Origin of the sequence: Streptomyces sp. NPDC014801, assembly GCF_043082085.1 — a bacterium.
Taxonomy (GTDB): Bacteria; Actinomycetota; Actinomycetes; order Streptomycetales; family Streptomycetaceae; genus Streptomyces.
In genome coordinates, this window is the sequence record NZ_JBIBXG010000009.1 from 226,952 (window position 1) to 242,433 (window position 15,482).

Genomic DNA, 15,482 nt, shown 5'->3' on the forward strand with positions numbered 1-15,482 from the left:
ACGCGAACTGCACCCCCACTCGCGCGGATCCCCGGGCCCTCAGCCGTCCGGACTACCGCGAACGGTCGTGGGCGCGGCGTCAGCGGGTGTACCGGGGGTGCACCAGCGTGGACGGCGGCAGCCCCGGCACCCGGGTGGCGGCCGCGGCGCGGGCGTCGGCGGCGAGCACGTCCGGGGTGAGGGTCGCGGCGCGGGGCCCGCGGGGGTCCAGCCGCAGCGCGGGCGGCCGGTCCCCCGTCCCGGCCAGCACGAAGCCCCAGTCCCGTGGCGCACGGGAGGCACCGACCGCGCGGTCCGGCCCGTCCGCGAACCCGGCGTCGCGCCCGCCCACCCGGTAGGGCGCGGTCCGCAGTCCCACGGCCCGCAGCGTCGACTCGACCGTCCAGAACACGCGGGGCCGGGAGGCGACGGGCCCGGCGTGCACGACGAGCCGCCCGCCGGGGGCGAGCGCGCGCCGGGCCAGCCCGTAGAACTCCTGCGAGTACAGCTTGGTGGAGGCGGTGATGCCCGGGTCCGGCAGATCCGCGATCACGACGTCGTACGACCCGGGGGCCGCCGTGCGCAGCCAGCCGAAGGCGTCGGCGGTGGTGACGGACAGGCGCGGGTCGCCGTAGACGTGGTCGTTGAGCCGGGACAGCGCCGGGTCGGTGCGGGCGAGGCGGACGACCTCGGGGTCCAGTTCGACGATCGTCAGCCGCCGCACGTCCGGGTGGCGCAGCACCTCGCGCGCGGCCAGGCCGTCCCCGCCGCCGAGGACGAGCACGCGCGCGTGCTGTCCGGCCATCGCGGGCTGGACGAGGGCCTCGTGGTAGCGCCGCTCGTCGCGGCCGCCGACGCGCAGCCGGCCGTCGAGGAAGAGGTCGAGGGGGCGCCCGGCGGTGCCGCCGGTCAGGACGATCTCCTGGACCTCGCTCTGTACGGCGACGCGCACCCCGTCGCCGTACACGGCGTGCCGCGCGGCTCGTTCGAAGTCGTCGACCTCGGCGGCGGCGAAGCCGAGGACGCCGAGCACGGCGAGGCCGACGGCGAGCAGCACCCGCCGGGCGCGCCGGCTCAGGTCGCGGCGGAACAGCCCGAGGACGAGCGCCCCGCCGGCGACGACGTTGACCGCGCCGGTGAGCAGCGAGCTGGTCAGCTGGCCCAACAGCGGCAGCAGCAGGAAGGGAAAGGCGAGCCCGCCGACGAGGGCGCCGACGTAGTCCGCGGCGAACAGGTCGGCGACCGCCCCGCCCGCGTCCTGGCGGCGGATGCGCTGGATGAGCTCCATCAGCAGCGGCACCTCGGCGCCGATCAGCAGCCCGATGGCGAGGGAGAAGGCGACCAGCAGGCACCGCGGTCCGCTCGCCCACACCCCGCCCCAGGTCCCGGTCCAGGCGAACACGGCGTACAGGGCGAGCGCGCTGCAGCCGCCGACCAGGGCGAGCGCCGCCTCCAGCGCGGCGAACCCGAGGGCCGCGTGCCGGCGCAGCCGTTTCGCGGCGAGGGAGCCGATGCCCATGGCGAAGACCATGACCGACAGCACGACCGAGGCCTGGGTGACCGAGTCGCCGATGAGGTAGGAGGCGAGGGCGACCAGTTCCAGTTCGTACACCAGTCCGCAGGCGGCGCACACGAAGACACCGGCGAGGACGAGGAACCTGCCCGTGCCCGGGCGCACGGGCAGGCGCGCGGGGCAGCCCCAGGGCGGCGGCGCGCCGGGCGGGGCGGGGGCGTGCGATTCGATCACATCTGTGACGTTACGTCAGAGGTGCGGGACGCTTCGTCACCCACACGTGTGGTGTTGGTGCTTCGCAGGTTTGCCTAGGCGGCTGCCGGTACCCGGGTGCCGACGCGGGTACGGGTGGCCACCAGCTGGCCGTCCTGGGGGTAGGCGTGCCAGGTCCGCCAGTGGACGTGGCCGTCGTGCGCCTGCGCCAGCAGCGCGGTGAAGGCGTGCGGGCTGCCGGGGAAGACGCCCGCCAGGCCGTTGGGGTGGTCGGAGACCAGCGCGAGCAGTTCCTGGGCGCGCCCCGCGAACGAGCCCGGGGAGAGCATCTCGACGCGGGCGGCGAACTCGTACTCCCAGTCGCCGACGCGCTTGGCGACGCCGAGCGGCAGCGGGGTGCTGCTGCCCGGGATGCAGGCCACGGTCTCCGAGCACACGCCCCGCTCCTCCTCCAGGAGCACCTGGTGGGAGGCGCCGAGCAGTCTCAACTGCATCTTGGCTCCGGCCAGTTCGAGATCGAGCGTGGCGAGGGCGGGGAGCGGTTCGCGTCCCAGGGCCCAGGCGAGGTCGGCCGCGCGCGTGTCGGTGTAGGAGGTCTTCAGGGTCGTGAGCATGGATCGGCTCCGCAAGCACGCAAAAGAAGAAGGGCGTTGGTCCGTCACACCCCGGTCGACACCGGGAGATCGGCCCGGTCAGCCCGGCGGGGCAGGCGTCCGCGCGAGACGTCCAGGGCGTGTCCGGTCCTTCCCGTCGTCGGCCCGGACGGCGGACGGGAAGTGTCGGGCAGGCTCTCGGGCTGGGGTGGTGATTTAGAGGGAATCATGAACTGTGCGGCCGCCACAGCGTTTTTACCCAAGTTCGGAGGGTTTCCATCCCTCAGAGGGCTGCAACGCTCAACTGTTCAACCACGGCGTGCGCCGTCCCCCGCGAGGCGTACGCCCGCGCACCGCACAGGTGCCGGAAGCCCACCGCCATGAGCCCGCGGCGCCCCCCACGGCGCGCGCCCGTCGCGCGGGCGCCGGGCGCGGAACGCCGCCGGGACCACCGTGCGGCGGCCCCCGCACAAGCGCGCGAAAGGAACGACCGCGGGGTCCGGCCCAGGCCCGGACCCCGCGGTGCGGATGCGGTTCCCTCGTTCGAGACCCGGCTGCCCCGTGTCAGCCGCTGCCTCCCCCGCATCCGCCTCCGCCGCCGCAGGACGACCCGCCTCCGCAGGACGAGCCGCCACCGCACGACGAGCTGCTGCCGCAGGAGGAGGAGTGCCCTCCCCCGCAGGAGTGCCCGGAGTGGTGGCCTCCGTGATGCCCACCGTGGTGCCCGCCGCCCGAGGACGACCCGGTGTCGCCGCCGCCGGCCCACCAGCTGCTGTCGGAGCTGCTGCTCCCCCCGTAGGCGGCGCCGGCGGCGGCGCTCCGCCGGCCGGGACGCCGGGCGGGCCGGCGGCTGCCGGTGCGCGCGATCATCACGACCAGCGCGACGATCCCGGCGAAGAAGACGATCGGTACCAGTACGAAGAGGACGTTCACAGCGTCACCCTCCTTCCTTCTCCCCCGTGGACCGCGCCGGGCGCGGGGCCCGGCACGGTCCGGCGAGGCGTCCCCCGTCGGCCGTCCCGCTCTCGGTGTGACCGAGAAATGCCCGCCCCCCGCTCGAGCCAAAGCAGAGTTGAGCAACTTCAGAGGGTTCTCACACACCAACGGCCCCTGACCTGCGCAGAAGTGCAGTTCAGGGGCCGTCCGGGCTTCACTGGGCCGTCTGGGGTGAAGGGAGGAGGCGGGGCTTCGCCCCCCTTGATTTCGTCAGTACAGCTTCACCTGAAGCTCAAGGCTGGGAAGGTGTGGGTCCGTTGAGGCGGTCTGATCGACGGCGACGGTGACGGCGAACGTCTTCAAGTCGAGGACGCACACGGTCTTTCCGTTCAGGTTCCGCACGTCGAGATCGAAGTTGCTGTCCCAGTTCTGGTTGCGAGCCGCAGCGGCGCACTCGTGTCGGCGGCTGGAATGCCCTCTACAAGCCCCTTGGTTCCTCCGAAGTCCAGGGTGGAGACGGTGCCGTTGACGTCGTCGCGGCAGGCGTTTCCCTTGTAGAGCATCAGGCGCTGGTCGTAGAGGGCTGCGTCGCCAGGGGCATCTCTGTTGCTGTCCGTGGTGACCACCTTGAGATCCGGAGTGATCACTTCCTCGGTGCTGGTGCCGTCCTTGGGGTCCTTGCACTTCAGGGCGGGAACCTTCAGGGTCTTGGTCCCTGGCACTGCCGGGGCGGCGGCGGAGGGCGCTGTGGTGCGGGACTGCGAACTCCCCTCGGCGCCGCCACCGCCACCGTCGGTACAGGCGCAGAGAGCCAGAACACACACAGCGAGCATGGGTAACAGCCTGGGCATCGTCCCACTCTCCTAGAGGAACCGATGGTTCTTTGCTCGTCGTGGTCATCATCGACAAGACCGGCACTGGCGTTTCTCGAAAGCCGTATCGCGGTGATCCCCGAGGAGGACGACGACAGACGATGACGCCCGCGACGGCTCAACCCTGGTCAGAGATGGCGCCTGGGCGCGACCGCAGCTGCGGATCGGCGGACGCGGTTGAGGAACTCCGGAGCTTCGGCGCAGGATGGCCCGCATGACCTCCAGCGCTCGCCCCCTGCTGAACCGCCGGCTCGCCGAGTTCGGGACGACGATCTTCGCCGAGATGTCCGCCCTGGCCCTGAGCACCGGGTCCATCAACCTCGGTCAGGGCTTCCCGGACACCGACGGCCCCGAGGAGGTCCGCGAGGCCGCGGTGCGCGCGCTGCGCGACGGCCGCGGCAACCAGTACCCGCCGGGCCCCGGCGTCCCCGAGCTGCGCACCGCGATCGCCGCCCACCAGCAGCGCCGCTACGGCCTGGCCGTCGACCCCGACACCGAGGTGCTGGTCACCGCGGGCGCCACCGAGGCCATCGCGGCCGCCCTGCTGGCCCTGGTCGAGCCCGGCGACGAGGTGGTCGCGCTGGAGCCGTACTACGACTCCTACGCGGCGTGCATCGCGATGGCGGGCGGCACGCGCGTGCCGGTGACGCTGCGGGCACGCCCCGACGAGGGCGCCTTCCGCCTCGACCTCGACGAACTGCGCGACGCCGTCACCGACCGCACCCGCCTGCTGCTGATCAACACCCCGCACAATCCGACCGGGACCGTCCTCACGCGCGAGGAGCTGACCGCGATCGCCGAGCTGGCGGTGGAGCGGGACCTGCTCGTGGTGACCGACGAGGTGTACGAGCACCTGGTGTTCGACGGCGAGCACGTGCCGCTGGCGAGCCTGCCGGGGATGCGGGAGCGGACGCTGACCATCTCGTCGAGCGGCAAGACCTTCTCGTACACCGGCTGGAAGGTCGGCTGGGTGACGGCGGCGCCCCCGCTGGTGGCGGCGGTGCGCTCGGCGAAGCAGTTCCTGACGTACGTCTCGGCCGGGCCCTTCCAGTACGCGGTGGCCGAGGCGCTGAACCTGCCGGAGTCGTACTTCGCCGGGCTGCGCGAGGACCTGCGGGGCAAGCGGGACCTGCTCGCGGCGGGGCTGGCGGAGGCGGGCTTCGGGGTCTTCCGCACGGCCGGCACGTACTTCATCACCACCGACATCCGCCCCCTCGGCTTCGACGACGGCTTCGCCTTCTGCCGGGCGCTGCCGGAGCGGGCGGGCGTGGTGGCCATCCCGAACGCCGTCTTCTACGACCACCGCGAGGCGGGCGCCCCCTTCGTACGGTTCGCGTTCTGCAAGCGCACGGAGGTGCTCCAGGAGGCGGCCCAGCGCCTGAAGACCCTGGCCGGCTGACGCCAAGGCCCTTCCCGGCCGACACCCCTCCGCCCGGCCGAGGAAGCCGTCCGGACACCTCCGGCCGACGTCACCCCTGCCGCTGCTCGGCGCCCGCGCGCCGGGCCGCGATGACGATGTCCTCCAGGGCGGCCAGGTGTGCCTCCAGGGCCCGGCGGCCCTCTCGGGTGAGCCCGACCCAGGTGCGGGGCCGTTTGCCGACGTAGCCCTTGCGGACGCTCACATAGCCGAGCTTCTCCAGCGCGGAGACGGTCTTGCTGGTGACCGAGTCGGAGATGCCGCAGTAGTCCCGCAACACCCCGAACTCGGCCTCCGTGCAGGAGGAGAGGTAGGCGACGAGCGTCAGCCGGGTGGGGTGCTGCAGCTCCCGGTCCAGGGCCGGGGGCGGGGTGTCGGTCACGCGTGCTCCGTTCGTATGGCGCGCCGCCCGAAGTCCAGGGCGCAGACGACCGCGAACACCACCAGCGCGCCGGTCATGCCGTACGGGATCGCGGCCAGGCCGCCCGCGGCGATCGTGGCGAGCGGTGGCACCAGGATCCGCCACAGCGGGCGGCCCTCGCGCCGGGGCCAGGGCACGCTTCCGCTGTGCCGGACGCCGGCCCACATCAGGGTCATGAAGGCGACGAAGCCGGCCAGGCCGAGCGCGAGCAGCGGCCCGGACCACCGGTCGTCCCGCGCGGCGAGCCCGAGGGCGCCGAACTCGACGGCGCAGGCGACGCCCTGCGCGATCACATAGCGGCGCGGGGTGTGCTGCGCGGCCCGGGCGGCGGCCTGGGCGTCGCGCGCGGTGTGCAGGGCCGCCGCGGCGGCGTGCGGGTCGTACGGCTGGTCGGTGCCGTGAGTCGTCATGTGGTCCTCCCCGTGTCCGGGGCGGTGGTCGGTCCGCCCCCGTGCCACCACTGTAGGCAAGTACTTTCCATATCGGCAAGTACTTTCCCTGCGACTCCCTCGCGTGGGTGACCGGCGGGCCACCCGCCTGGGTGCCCTCTGCTCGCGCCGCCCCTTCGCCGGCTGCAAGGTGCGGGATGTGAGCCACGCCGGTACGACCCTGCTGCCCCCTGCCCGCAAGCGGTCCGTCGGTGCGGTGCGGGCGCTGCCGGACACCGCGGGCGCCGGCACCGCGCTGGGGCTGTTCGCCCTGGCCCGGCTGACCGGGACGCTCGTGCTCGCCGCGGTCGCCTGGGCGGGCGGCCGGCAGCCGCTCGCGCTGCTCGGCCGCTCCTGGGACTCGCTGTGGTACCTCGGCATCGCCACCCACGGCTACGGCCGCACCCTGCACCTCGGCGGCGGGGCGATCCACAGCGACCTGGCGTTCTTCCCGCTCTACCCGCTGCTCGTCCGGGCCCTGCACGAGGTGGCCCCGCTGAGCGGCGGCGCCTGCGGGCTGGTCGTGTCCTGGCTCGCGGCGGGCGCGGCCGCCTGCGGGATCCACCGCTGCGCGGCCCTGCTGTACGGCCGGGCGGTCGCCACCGTCCTCGTCGTGCTGTGGGGCCTCATGCCCCACTCCGTGGTGCTGTCGATGGCGTACACCGAACCGGTCCTGACCGCGTTCGCCGCCTGGGCGCTGTACGCGGTGCTGCGTCGCGACTGGGTGTGGGCGGGGACGCTCGCCGCGCTCGCGGGGCTGTCCCGGCCCAACGGCTGCGCGGTCGCCGCGGCGGTGCTCGCGGCGGCGGCCCGGGAAGTGGTGCGGCTGCGCGGCCGCGGAGTTTCCCACAGGCTGTGGACGGGCGCCGCGCTCGCGCCGCTCGGCTGGACGGCGTACGTGCTGTGGGTCGGCCGGCGCACCGGCGACGTGCCCGGCGGCTACTTCGCGGTGCAGCGCCGGTGGGGCTCGACGTTCGACTTCGGTCACGGCGCGCTGCGCTTCGTACGCCACCTGCTGCTGCACGGCGACCGCTTCGCCTTCGCCATGGCCCTGGTGATCGTCGCCGCGGGTGTGCTGCTGTACGCGCTGCTGCTGGCCGACCGCGCGCCGCTGCCGCTGCTGGTCTACAGCGGGGTCCTGCTGCTGGTCGCCCTCGGCGGCTCGGGCTTCTTCGAGTCCAAGCCGCGCTTCCTGCTGCCCGCGTTCCCGCTGCTGCTGCCGCTCGCCCACGCCCTGGTGCGGACGGCGAAAGCCCGGCCCTGGCACGCGGCCGTGGTGGCCGGCGCCCTGGCCGGGCTGTCGTTCGCCTACGGCGCGTACCTGGTGGTACTCGCCCGAACGCCGTTGTAGATCAGGGTCTACTCGTCGCCCTCCTCGGGCTGGTCGGCATCGTTGATCTCCTGCTCCAGGCCCAGCTGCTCGACGAGCCACCGGTCGAACTCGATGGCGGCGCGTACCCAGCTGACGGTCGAGGAGACGAAGTGCTCCAGGCTCACGCCCATGCCGATCAGCATCTGCGCCTCGCCGATGAGGCGGACGGTGCCGTCGTCGTGGGTGTGCGTGTAGACCTTGGGCCACAGCGTGCGGCGGTTCCAGTCGTCGACGGACTCCAGCAGCTGCGGCTTCTCGTCGATCTTGTGGGGGCGGTCGTAGAACGTCCGCACCGAGAAGACCTGCTGGTCTGCCTCGCCGCGGAACATGAAGTACGTACGGAACTGCTCCCACGGCGCCGCGAGGTCACCCTCGTCGTCGACGACGTACTTGAGCTCCATCTGGTCGAGGAGCTGCTTCACGAGGTCCTGATCCGGGACGACGGGGCCCGCCGGTCCTTGGGGCTGCGGCTGGGGCTGGCCCCCGAAGTTCGGAATCGAGGACGGGTCGATGGTCACCGTGAATTTCCCTTCGTACGGATTCCGCCATCCTCCCCCAGAGGGGGAGGGGGGTGGCAAGCCCCGACGGCGCCTGTCAGCCCTGGGCTGACATGATCCGGCCGGTCGGTGGAGAGCACCGCGAACGGGAGGGGAACGGCATGAGCCGACGAGGGAAGAGATGGGGGCTGGTGGCGGCGGTCGCGGCCCTGCCCACGCTCCTGCTGATATGGCTGGTCGTGGCGGTGGTGCGGTTCATGACCAGCGACTATCCGATGGGCGGCGGCCCGGAGCAGGTCTCGTGCGAGGAGGCCCTGGCCTTCGGCGGGGCCGGCCTGCCGGAGGGGGCGTACGACACCGACTGCACGGTGCGGACCTGGCTGGACACCGACTACCAGGTCACCTTCCGCATGCCGCGGGCCGGTGTCGCGGACTGGCTGGCGCACACCTACCCCGGGGAGCGGTCGCGGACACAGTTCTGCGCCGAGGGCGCGGACCTGTGCCTGCGGCTGGACAGCGAAGGCCACGCGCCGCCCGCCGGTTCCGGGGCGAACGCCGTGACGGTCGACGTGACCTACGAGACCACGTCGACCGCACGCGTACGGTTCTCGGCGTTCACCGTGTGACCGGCGGTGAGCCGTCAGAGCGTCTTGCCCGTCGCCGGGCCCACCAGCAGGCCCTCGCCGAAGCGGTCCACGCGGACCGTGTCGCCGTCCTTGATCTCGCCGGAGAGGATCTCCTTGGCGAGCCGGTCGCCGATCGCGCTCTGCACCAGGCGGCGCAGCGGACGCGCGCCGTAGGCCGGGTCCATGCCCTCGTCGGCGAGCCAGGCCAGCGCCTCGGGGGTGACGTCGAGGGTGAGGCGCCGCTCGGCGAGCCGCTTGGCCAGCCGGGCGATCTGCAGCTCGGCGATCCGGCTCAGCTCCTGCTTGGTCAGCGCGGAGAAGACGACCAGGTCGTCCAGGCGGTTGAGGAACTCCGGCTTGAAGGAGGCGCGCACGACCTCCAGCACCTGCTCCTTCTTCTCCACCTCGCTGGACAGCGGGTCCATCAGGAACTGGCTGCCCAGGTTGGAGGTCAGCACCAGGATGGTGTTGCGGAAGTCGACCGTGCGCCCCTGACCGTCCGTCAGACGCCCGTCGTCCAGCACCTGGAGCAGGACGTCGAAGACCTCCGGGTGCGCCTTCTCCACCTCGTCCAGCAGCACCACGCTGTACGGCCGCCGCCGCACCGCCTCCGTCAGCTGGCCGCCCTCCTCGTAGCCGACGTACCCGGGGGGCGCGCCGACCAGCCGGGCCACGCTGTGCTTCTCGCCGTACTCCGACATGTCGATGCGGACCATCGCCCGCTCGTCGTCGAAGAGGAAGTCGGCGAGCGCCTTGGCCAGTTCGGTCTTGCCGACACCGGTCGGTCCGAGGAAGAGGAAGGAGCCCGTCGGGCGGTCCGGGTCGGAGATGCCCGCGCGCGAGCGCCGCACCGCGTCCGACACGGCCCGCACGGCCTCGCTCTGGCCGATGAGCCGCTTGCCGATCTCGTCCTCCATGCGCAGCAGCTTCTGCGTCTCGCCCTCCAGCAGCCGGCCGGCCGGGATGCCGGTCCAGGAGGCGACGACGTCGGCGATGTCGTCGGAGCCGACCTCCTCCTTGACCATGGTGTCCCGGGCCACCTCCTCCTCGGCCTCGGAGGCGGCCTCCAGCTCCTTCTCCAGGGCCGGGATCTCGCCGTACAGCAGCTTGGAGGCGGTGTCGAAGTCGCCGTCGCGCTGGGCACGTTCGGCCTGGCCGCGCAGGTCGTCCAGCTTCTCCTTCAGCTCACCGACCCGGTTGAGGGACTGCTTCTCCTTCTCCCAGCGGGCGGTCAGGCCCCGCAGCTCCTCCTCCTTGTCGGCGAGGTCGCGGCGCAGCTTGTCCAGGCGCTCACGGGAGGCCGCGTCGGTCTCCTTGCTCAGCGCCAGCTCCTCCATCTTCAGCCGGTCGACGGCACGCTGGAGTTCGTCGATCTCGACCGGCGAGGAGTCGATCTCCATACGGAGACGGGAGGCGGCCTCGTCGACCAGGTCGATGGCCTTGTCGGGCAGGAAGCGGGAGGTGATGTACCGGTCGGACAGGGTCGCGGCGGCCACCAGGGCGCTGTCGGCGATCTGCACCTTGTGGTGCGCCTCGTAGCGGCCCTTGAGGCCCCGCAGGATGGCGATGGTGTCCTCGACGCTCGGCTCGGCGACCAGCACCTGCTGGAAGCGCCGCTCCAGCGCCGGGTCCTTCTCGATCCGCTCCCGGTACTCGTCGAGCGTGGTCGCGCCGACCATGCGCAGCTCGCCGCGCGCCAGCATCGGCTTGAGCATGTTGCCTGCGTCCATCGCGGAGTCGCCGCCGGCGCCCGCGCCCACGACGGTGTGCAGCTCGTCGATGAACGTGATGATCTGCCCGTCGGAGTCCTTGATCTCCGCCAGGACGGTCTTCAGCCGCTCCTCGAACTCGCCCCGGTACTTCGCGCCCGCCACCATCGCGCCCAGGTCCAGCGCGACGAGCCGCTTGTCCTTCAGCGACTCGGGCACGTCCCCCTTCACGATCCGCTGGGCGAGTCCCTCGACGACGGCCGTCTTGCCGACGCCGGGCTCACCGATGAGGACGGGGTTGTTCTTGGTGCGCCGGGACAGCACCTGCACCACGCGGCGGATCTCGGTGTCCCGCCCGATGACCGGGTCGAGCTTGCCCTCACGGGCGGCGGCCGTGAAGTCGGTGCCGAACTTCTCCAGCGCCTTGTACGACCCCTCCGGGTCCGCGGTGGTCACGCGACGCCCTCCCCTCGCCTTGCGGAACGCTTCCTGGAGCTTGCCGGCCGTGGCGCCCTGGCCGGTGAGCACCTCACCGGTCCGGCCGCCCTTCGCGGCGATGCCGATGAGCAGGTGCTCGGTGGACAGGTACTCGTCGCCCAGCTCCTGCGCCCGTGCCTGCGCGTCGGCGATGACCGCGAGCAGCTCGCGGTTGGGCTGGGGCGGCGCGACCGTGGACCCGGTCACGCTGGGCAGGGACGCGAGCACCTTCTCGGCGCCCGTGCGCACGGCGGCCAGGTCCGCGTCGACGGCGGCCAGCAGGTCCACGATGTTCTCGTTGTCCTGGCCCTGCAGCAGCGCCAGGAGCAGGTGAGCGGGCGTGAGGTCGGGGTGTCCCTCCGTCACGGCCCGGTTGCCGGCGGCGTTGATCGCGTCCCGGCTCCGGTTGGTCAGCTCGGCGTCCACTGTCGCTTCTCTCCTCCTGGGCGTGCCTCGGTCAGCCGTCTCCCCGTACTGACTCAATCAACGTACACAAAGTTGAGTCTATTCCACTCAAGGCTGCGATGGGGAGCCCTTCCGCGGCGGATCACACGGTCGGCGCCGCGGCGCCGGGCCGCCGGAGGTAGGTTCCCCTCATGGCCGCGTACCCCCAGGACCCGGGCGCACCGGACGAGCCGTATCTCGCCTTCTGGCGGGAACGGCACCTGTGCACCCTGACGACACTGCGCCCCGACGGCACACCGCACGTGGTGCCGGTCGGAGTGACCTACGACCCCGAGGCGCGACTGGCCCGGGTGATCACGAACAAGGCGAGCGCGAAGGCGGGTCATGTGCGGGCCGCCGGCCCCGAGGGCGCGCGGGTCGCCGTCTGCCAGGTCGCCGGGCGGCGCTGGGCCACGCTGGAGGGCCGCGCGTACGTCCGCACGGAACCGGAGCGGGTCGCGGAGGCGGAGAGGCGCTACGCCGAGCGCTACGAGCGCGTGCCGTCGCCGAACCCGTCCCGGGTGGTCATCGAGATCGAGCTCGACCGCGCGATGGGACGCGGCTGAACGCGGGCCGCGGCCTCCGCCGGGCTGCGGGCGGCCCCGACCGGAACCAGCCGTTCGGCACCTGCGACCGGAACCGGCCGGAACCCGCGCAAAAGGCGCGGAAAATGCAGCGGCGTCACCGTGTTCAGGTCACGGTGACGCCGCTGCGGGGGGAAGCACCTGAGCGATCTGTTACGACGGGGGAATCGCGTCAGGCACTGCGGGGGGTGGCCGAGATGGTCCTCACATCGGAGATGTCCGGCTCCGACAGCCGGTGGTCGCGCTGGTCGAGGTTCACGAAGATCATTCCGTACCGGATGGCGCACCGCACCGGCTGCGGCGCCCCCCGAGGCCGCCGCAGACACCGGTACGCCCGTACGTCGCCTTCCTCGTCGCGCGTGACGACGACCGGCTCACCGAAGACGGTCACCATCAGCGAGTCACCGTTGTGGGGGATGGCGGTGACCAGGTCGATGAAGTGCCAGCCGGACCGGTAGGCGGTGGCCATTTCCCGGCGGAAGGAGCGGTCGTCAGGTGGAGTAGTCATGTCACGCCCAGACACTGTCGTCCGTGTGCACGGGAGCGGCCGCCCAGACACTGTCGTCCGTGTGCACAGGGGCCTGTGCCCAGACGCTGTCGTCGGTGTGTGCGGGAGACTCCGCCCAGACACTGTCCCCGGCGGGAGCCGGCGCAATGATCGGCGGCCAGGTGCTGTCCGCCCGAGTGTCCACCGTCGCCCCGGAGAGGTCGCCCAGCACCCCGAGGGCCGCACCGACGGAGAAGGCGGCGACAAGCACCGAGCGAAGCATTCTCTTACCCATAGTCGGCTTCGTCCTCACTTGAAGGTCCCCTCTTCCCCCGTCGAGTACGACGATGGCTTATTCAGGCACGTCAATGCCACACGATCGGTGCATCATGTTCCTGCATGTTCAGGACCCTGGGGGGTGGAGATTTGGTGACGAACCGGAAAATAACGGCACATCCCCATGCGGTGACTGAGCTGTGCGAGGAGGGTGCCCGGCTGTACGCACATGCACTCCGCTCGGGACGTATCGCCCGAGCCGACGTGGAACCGGCGCCTTGTCTGATGGAGTTCGCCCTTCTTCATCCCGATCCGGACGACGCGAGCTGGCTGCGCCCCGTCCTGCCGGCGGTCGCCCTGTCCCAGCGACTGGGCCCGCTGGAGCGCGAGATCAGCGAGCGCAGGCAGCTGTCCATGGAACTCGCTGACGCTTTCGAGCCGTTCATGGGGCTCAGTGCCCAGGAGATCGCACCCACCCACTCCATCACCGTCCTCGAGGGCAACGACCGCATCAACCACGCCCTCGACCTGGCCACCGCCCAGTGCCAGTCGGAGATGCTGACCATCCAGCCCAGCGGCTACCGGCCCGAACGCAGCCTCCTGCAAGGGCTCGAACGGGACCGGATGATGACCGAACGCGGCGTACGCATCCGGACTCTCTACCAGCACACCGCACGCTACAGCCCCGAGCGGCTGTCCTACGTGGAGCAGTTCGCCAACGGCAAGGTCGAGTACCGCACCATCGACGAACTGGTGGAGCGCCTTATCATCTGCGACGAGACCGTCGCCTTCATCCCCGTCCGCGACGACCGGCAGATCGCCCTGGAACTGCGCCACACCGGCCTCGTCCGCTACCTGATCAAGGTCTTCGAGTTCATGTGGAACCGGGCGGTGCCGCTCAGCGCCGGCGCCCCCTACGAGACCGCGCCCGACGGCATCACCGAGATCCAGCACTCCATCGCCAAACTTCTCGTCGAGGGCCACGTCGACGAGGCCATCGCCCGCCGCCTCGGCATGAACGTGCGCACCTGCCGCGCCCACATCGCCAAGCTCGCCCAGGCGCTCGGCAGCGGCAGCCGCGCCCAACTCGGCTACCTCATCGCCCAGTCCGGGATCCTCGACCAGCACCACCGGGAGCCGGGAGCGCAGGACCCCGCCTGACACCGGCGCCCCGTCCCCGGGGCTCTCACCGGGCAGTCGGGGACTCCTGGCGCGGCAGCGTGAGATGGGCCGGCGTGTCCAGCCCCACCTGGGCGATCCGCACGCCCAGCTGGGTGCGGCTGGCGGCGCCCAGGGTCTCCGACAGCCGGGCGATGTGGGCCCGGCACGTGCGCACGCTGATGCCGAGCCGCTCGGCGATGACCGCGTCCTGGTGGCCCTCCGCGAGCAGCGCCGCGATCGACTGCTCCCGGTGGGAGATGCCCTCGATGCCGCTGTCGGGGATGGGCGCGTTCAGCGGCACGCCGAGGCGCCACAGCCGCTCGAAGACCGTGACCAGGTAGGAGATCAGGGCCGGGTGGCGCAGTTCCAGGGCCATCGTGCGCTCGGTGTTGGCGGGGATGAAGGCCACCGTGCGGTCGAAGAGGATCAGCCGGTCCACGACCTCGTCGAGCGTGCGCGCCTCCACCGCGTCGCCCATCAGCTCCAGATACGTCAGCAGGCCCTGCCCGTGGCGCGCCACGTGGTTGTACAGGTCGCGCATCCGCACGCCCCGCCCGCGCAGCGCCAGCGCCCGGTGCAGGCCCTCGGAGAGCTCGTGCTCGCGGCGGATGCCGCCCGGCTGCACGGTCAGCACCTCCGTGGTGCAGGCCTGGGTCGCCTCGTCCATCGCCGCCTGGATGCGCGCCAGGCCGTCCAGCACCCGGATCGCGCTGCCCTCGCCGGCGCCGGGCCCCGTGGCGGGCGTACGGCCGCCCAGGCCCGCGTACCACTCGACGGCCGCCACCGCCGCGCCCACCCGGCGCTGGCTCTCGGCGACCTCGGCGTGCACGCCGCGCAGCAGGCGCGTCATGACCTCCTGGGGCGCGGTCGGCACCAGCCAGTCCATGTCGTCCGGGTCGGGGTGCAGCAGCGCCAGGTCGAGCAGGCAGGGCACCTGTTCGGCGTCACGGCGGGGCACCCGGCCGCGCCGTACCGCCCGGGAGTACACCCGGTCCGCGGCCGCGCACAGTCGGTCGGCACCGTGCGGGTGCTCCTCCGTCCCGTGCCCGGTCATCGCCCATCCACCCCCGGTTCACGCCTCTTCCGCAGCGCAACTATGCGCGGACGGAGCGTGCTGTGCAACACGGCTCGACCGCCTGTGACCGTGGGAAACCACCAGTTCGTACCGTTTCCTCCCGGCCTCCGTCCCACCCGGTTGCAACAAGCTGACGACCGGCCCCCTCCCCCTTCCCGTGCCACGCCCCGACAATGCCGGACATGGTCCACACAGGCCGCACGACCCCGACGTATCCCCCGATTCCACCCACCCGGAAACACGGGCCGGCCGCCCCGGCGGACGGCCCGACGGCTCACGCGGGCGGTCCGACGGCTCGGGCGGCCGGGCAGTCCGCTACGGCGGGCGGGCTGGCCGCTCCTGCGGACCTGCGGGCTGCTCGAACGGGCTCGCCGACGGCTTCGGCGGACGCCCCGGCCGCTC

The 15,482-nt window shown here is 72.3% G+C and carries 15 protein-coding genes; 5 read left to right on the forward strand and 10 right to left on the reverse strand.

Annotated features, from left to right (window positions below):
- Window positions 1-79 precede the first annotated feature (79 nt).
- The 4 genes from ACF1AL_RS22930 to ACF1AL_RS22945 all read right to left on the reverse strand — a co-directional run bounded on the left by ACF1AL_RS22930 (window position 80) and on the right by ACF1AL_RS22945 (window position 4,085).
- Window positions 80-1,726, reverse strand: a complete 1,647-nt coding sequence (locus ACF1AL_RS22930; protein ID WP_391827151.1) for a polyamine aminopropyltransferase — start codon at window positions 1,724-1,726, stop codon at window positions 80-82.
- A gap of 74 nt (window positions 1,727-1,800) precedes the next feature.
- Window positions 1,801-2,319 carry a DUF2617 family protein gene (locus tag ACF1AL_RS22935; RefSeq protein ID WP_384201716.1) on the reverse strand — a complete coding sequence of 173 codons (519 nt, stop codon included), beginning with the start codon at window positions 2,317-2,319 and terminating at the stop codon, window positions 1,801-1,803.
- Window positions 2,320-2,862: 543 nt separating this feature from the next.
- Window positions 2,863-3,231: a hypothetical protein gene (locus tag ACF1AL_RS22940; protein ID WP_391658880.1), complete on the reverse strand. Its 369-nt coding sequence runs from the start codon at window positions 3,229-3,231 to the stop codon at window positions 2,863-2,865.
- A gap of 392 nt (window positions 3,232-3,623) precedes the next feature.
- Window positions 3,624-4,085, reverse strand: a complete 462-nt coding sequence (locus ACF1AL_RS22945) for a hypothetical protein (RefSeq protein ID WP_391827153.1) — start codon at window positions 4,083-4,085, stop codon at window positions 3,624-3,626.
- Window positions 4,086-4,311: 226 nt separating this feature from the next.
- Here ACF1AL_RS22945 and ACF1AL_RS22950 point away from each other — a divergent pair, with 226 nt between their 5' ends.
- Window positions 4,312-5,505: a pyridoxal phosphate-dependent aminotransferase gene (locus tag ACF1AL_RS22950; protein ID WP_391820729.1), complete on the forward strand. Its 1,194-nt coding sequence runs from the start codon at window positions 4,312-4,314 to the stop codon at window positions 5,503-5,505.
- A gap of 70 nt (window positions 5,506-5,575) precedes the next feature.
- Here the strand turns inward: ACF1AL_RS22950 and ACF1AL_RS22955 are convergent, their stop codons facing one another.
- Together ACF1AL_RS22955 and ACF1AL_RS22960 are read right to left on the reverse strand one after the other, a co-directional pair.
- On the reverse strand, window positions 5,576-5,905 hold the full coding sequence (locus ACF1AL_RS22955; protein WP_391820728.1) for a winged helix-turn-helix domain-containing protein: 330 nt from the start codon (window positions 5,903-5,905) through the stop codon (window positions 5,576-5,578).
- Window positions 5,902-6,354, reverse strand: coding sequence for a hypothetical protein (locus ACF1AL_RS22960; RefSeq protein WP_391820727.1), 453 nt, complete (start codon window positions 6,352-6,354; stop codon window positions 5,902-5,904). Before ACF1AL_RS22960 ends, ACF1AL_RS22955 begins: the two co-directional genes overlap by 4 nt.
- 235 nt (window positions 6,355-6,589) lie before the next feature.
- On the opposite strand from ACF1AL_RS22960, the gene ACF1AL_RS22965 reads away from it, so the two are divergent.
- Window positions 6,590-7,723, forward strand: coding sequence for a hypothetical protein (locus tag ACF1AL_RS22965; RefSeq protein WP_391820817.1), 1,134 nt, complete (start codon window positions 6,590-6,592; stop codon window positions 7,721-7,723).
- Between the two features lie 8 nt (window positions 7,724-7,731).
- Here the strand turns inward: ACF1AL_RS22965 and ACF1AL_RS22970 are convergent, their stop codons facing one another.
- Window positions 7,732-8,262 carry a YbjN domain-containing protein gene (locus ACF1AL_RS22970; RefSeq protein WP_366835397.1) on the reverse strand — a complete coding sequence of 177 codons (531 nt, stop codon included), beginning with the start codon at window positions 8,260-8,262 and terminating at the stop codon, window positions 7,732-7,734.
- A gap of 140 nt (window positions 8,263-8,402) precedes the next feature.
- Between ACF1AL_RS22970 and ACF1AL_RS22975 the strand changes: the two genes are divergently transcribed.
- Window positions 8,403-8,867 carry a hypothetical protein gene (locus ACF1AL_RS22975; protein ID WP_391701318.1) on the forward strand — a complete coding sequence of 155 codons (465 nt, stop codon included), beginning with the start codon at window positions 8,403-8,405 and terminating at the stop codon, window positions 8,865-8,867.
- A 14-nt stretch (window positions 8,868-8,881) separates the two neighbouring features.
- On the opposite strand, the gene clpB is transcribed toward ACF1AL_RS22975, so the two are convergent.
- On the reverse strand, window positions 8,882-11,479 hold the full coding sequence (gene clpB, locus ACF1AL_RS22980; protein ID WP_391820726.1) for an ATP-dependent chaperone ClpB: 2,598 nt from the start codon (window positions 11,477-11,479) through the stop codon (window positions 8,882-8,884).
- A gap of 170 nt (window positions 11,480-11,649) precedes the next feature.
- Between clpB and ACF1AL_RS22985 the strand changes: the two genes are divergently transcribed.
- Entirely contained in the window at window positions 11,650-12,063 is a 414-nt protein-coding gene (locus ACF1AL_RS22985; RefSeq protein ID WP_366835394.1) for a TIGR03618 family F420-dependent PPOX class oxidoreductase, read from the forward strand.
- Between the two features lie 190 nt (window positions 12,064-12,253).
- Here the strand turns inward: ACF1AL_RS22985 and ACF1AL_RS22990 are convergent, their stop codons facing one another.
- Window positions 12,254-12,589 (reverse strand): hypothetical protein, encoded by a 336-nt coding sequence (locus tag ACF1AL_RS22990; RefSeq protein WP_103779386.1) that lies wholly within the window; start codon window positions 12,587-12,589, stop codon window positions 12,254-12,256.
- Between the two features lie 378 nt (window positions 12,590-12,967).
- Between ACF1AL_RS22990 and ACF1AL_RS22995 the strand changes: the two genes are divergently transcribed.
- A complete protein-coding gene (locus tag ACF1AL_RS22995; RefSeq protein WP_366835393.1) occupies window positions 12,968-14,005 on the forward strand; it encodes a helix-turn-helix transcriptional regulator in 1,038 nt (345 codons plus the stop codon).
- Between the two features lie 25 nt (window positions 14,006-14,030).
- Here ACF1AL_RS22995 and ACF1AL_RS23000 read toward each other — a convergent pair whose 3' ends face one another.
- Window positions 14,031-15,059 (reverse strand): helix-turn-helix transcriptional regulator, encoded by a 1,029-nt coding sequence (locus ACF1AL_RS23000; RefSeq protein WP_366835392.1) that lies wholly within the window; start codon window positions 15,057-15,059, stop codon window positions 14,031-14,033.
- Window positions 15,060-15,482: the final 423 nt, after the last annotated feature.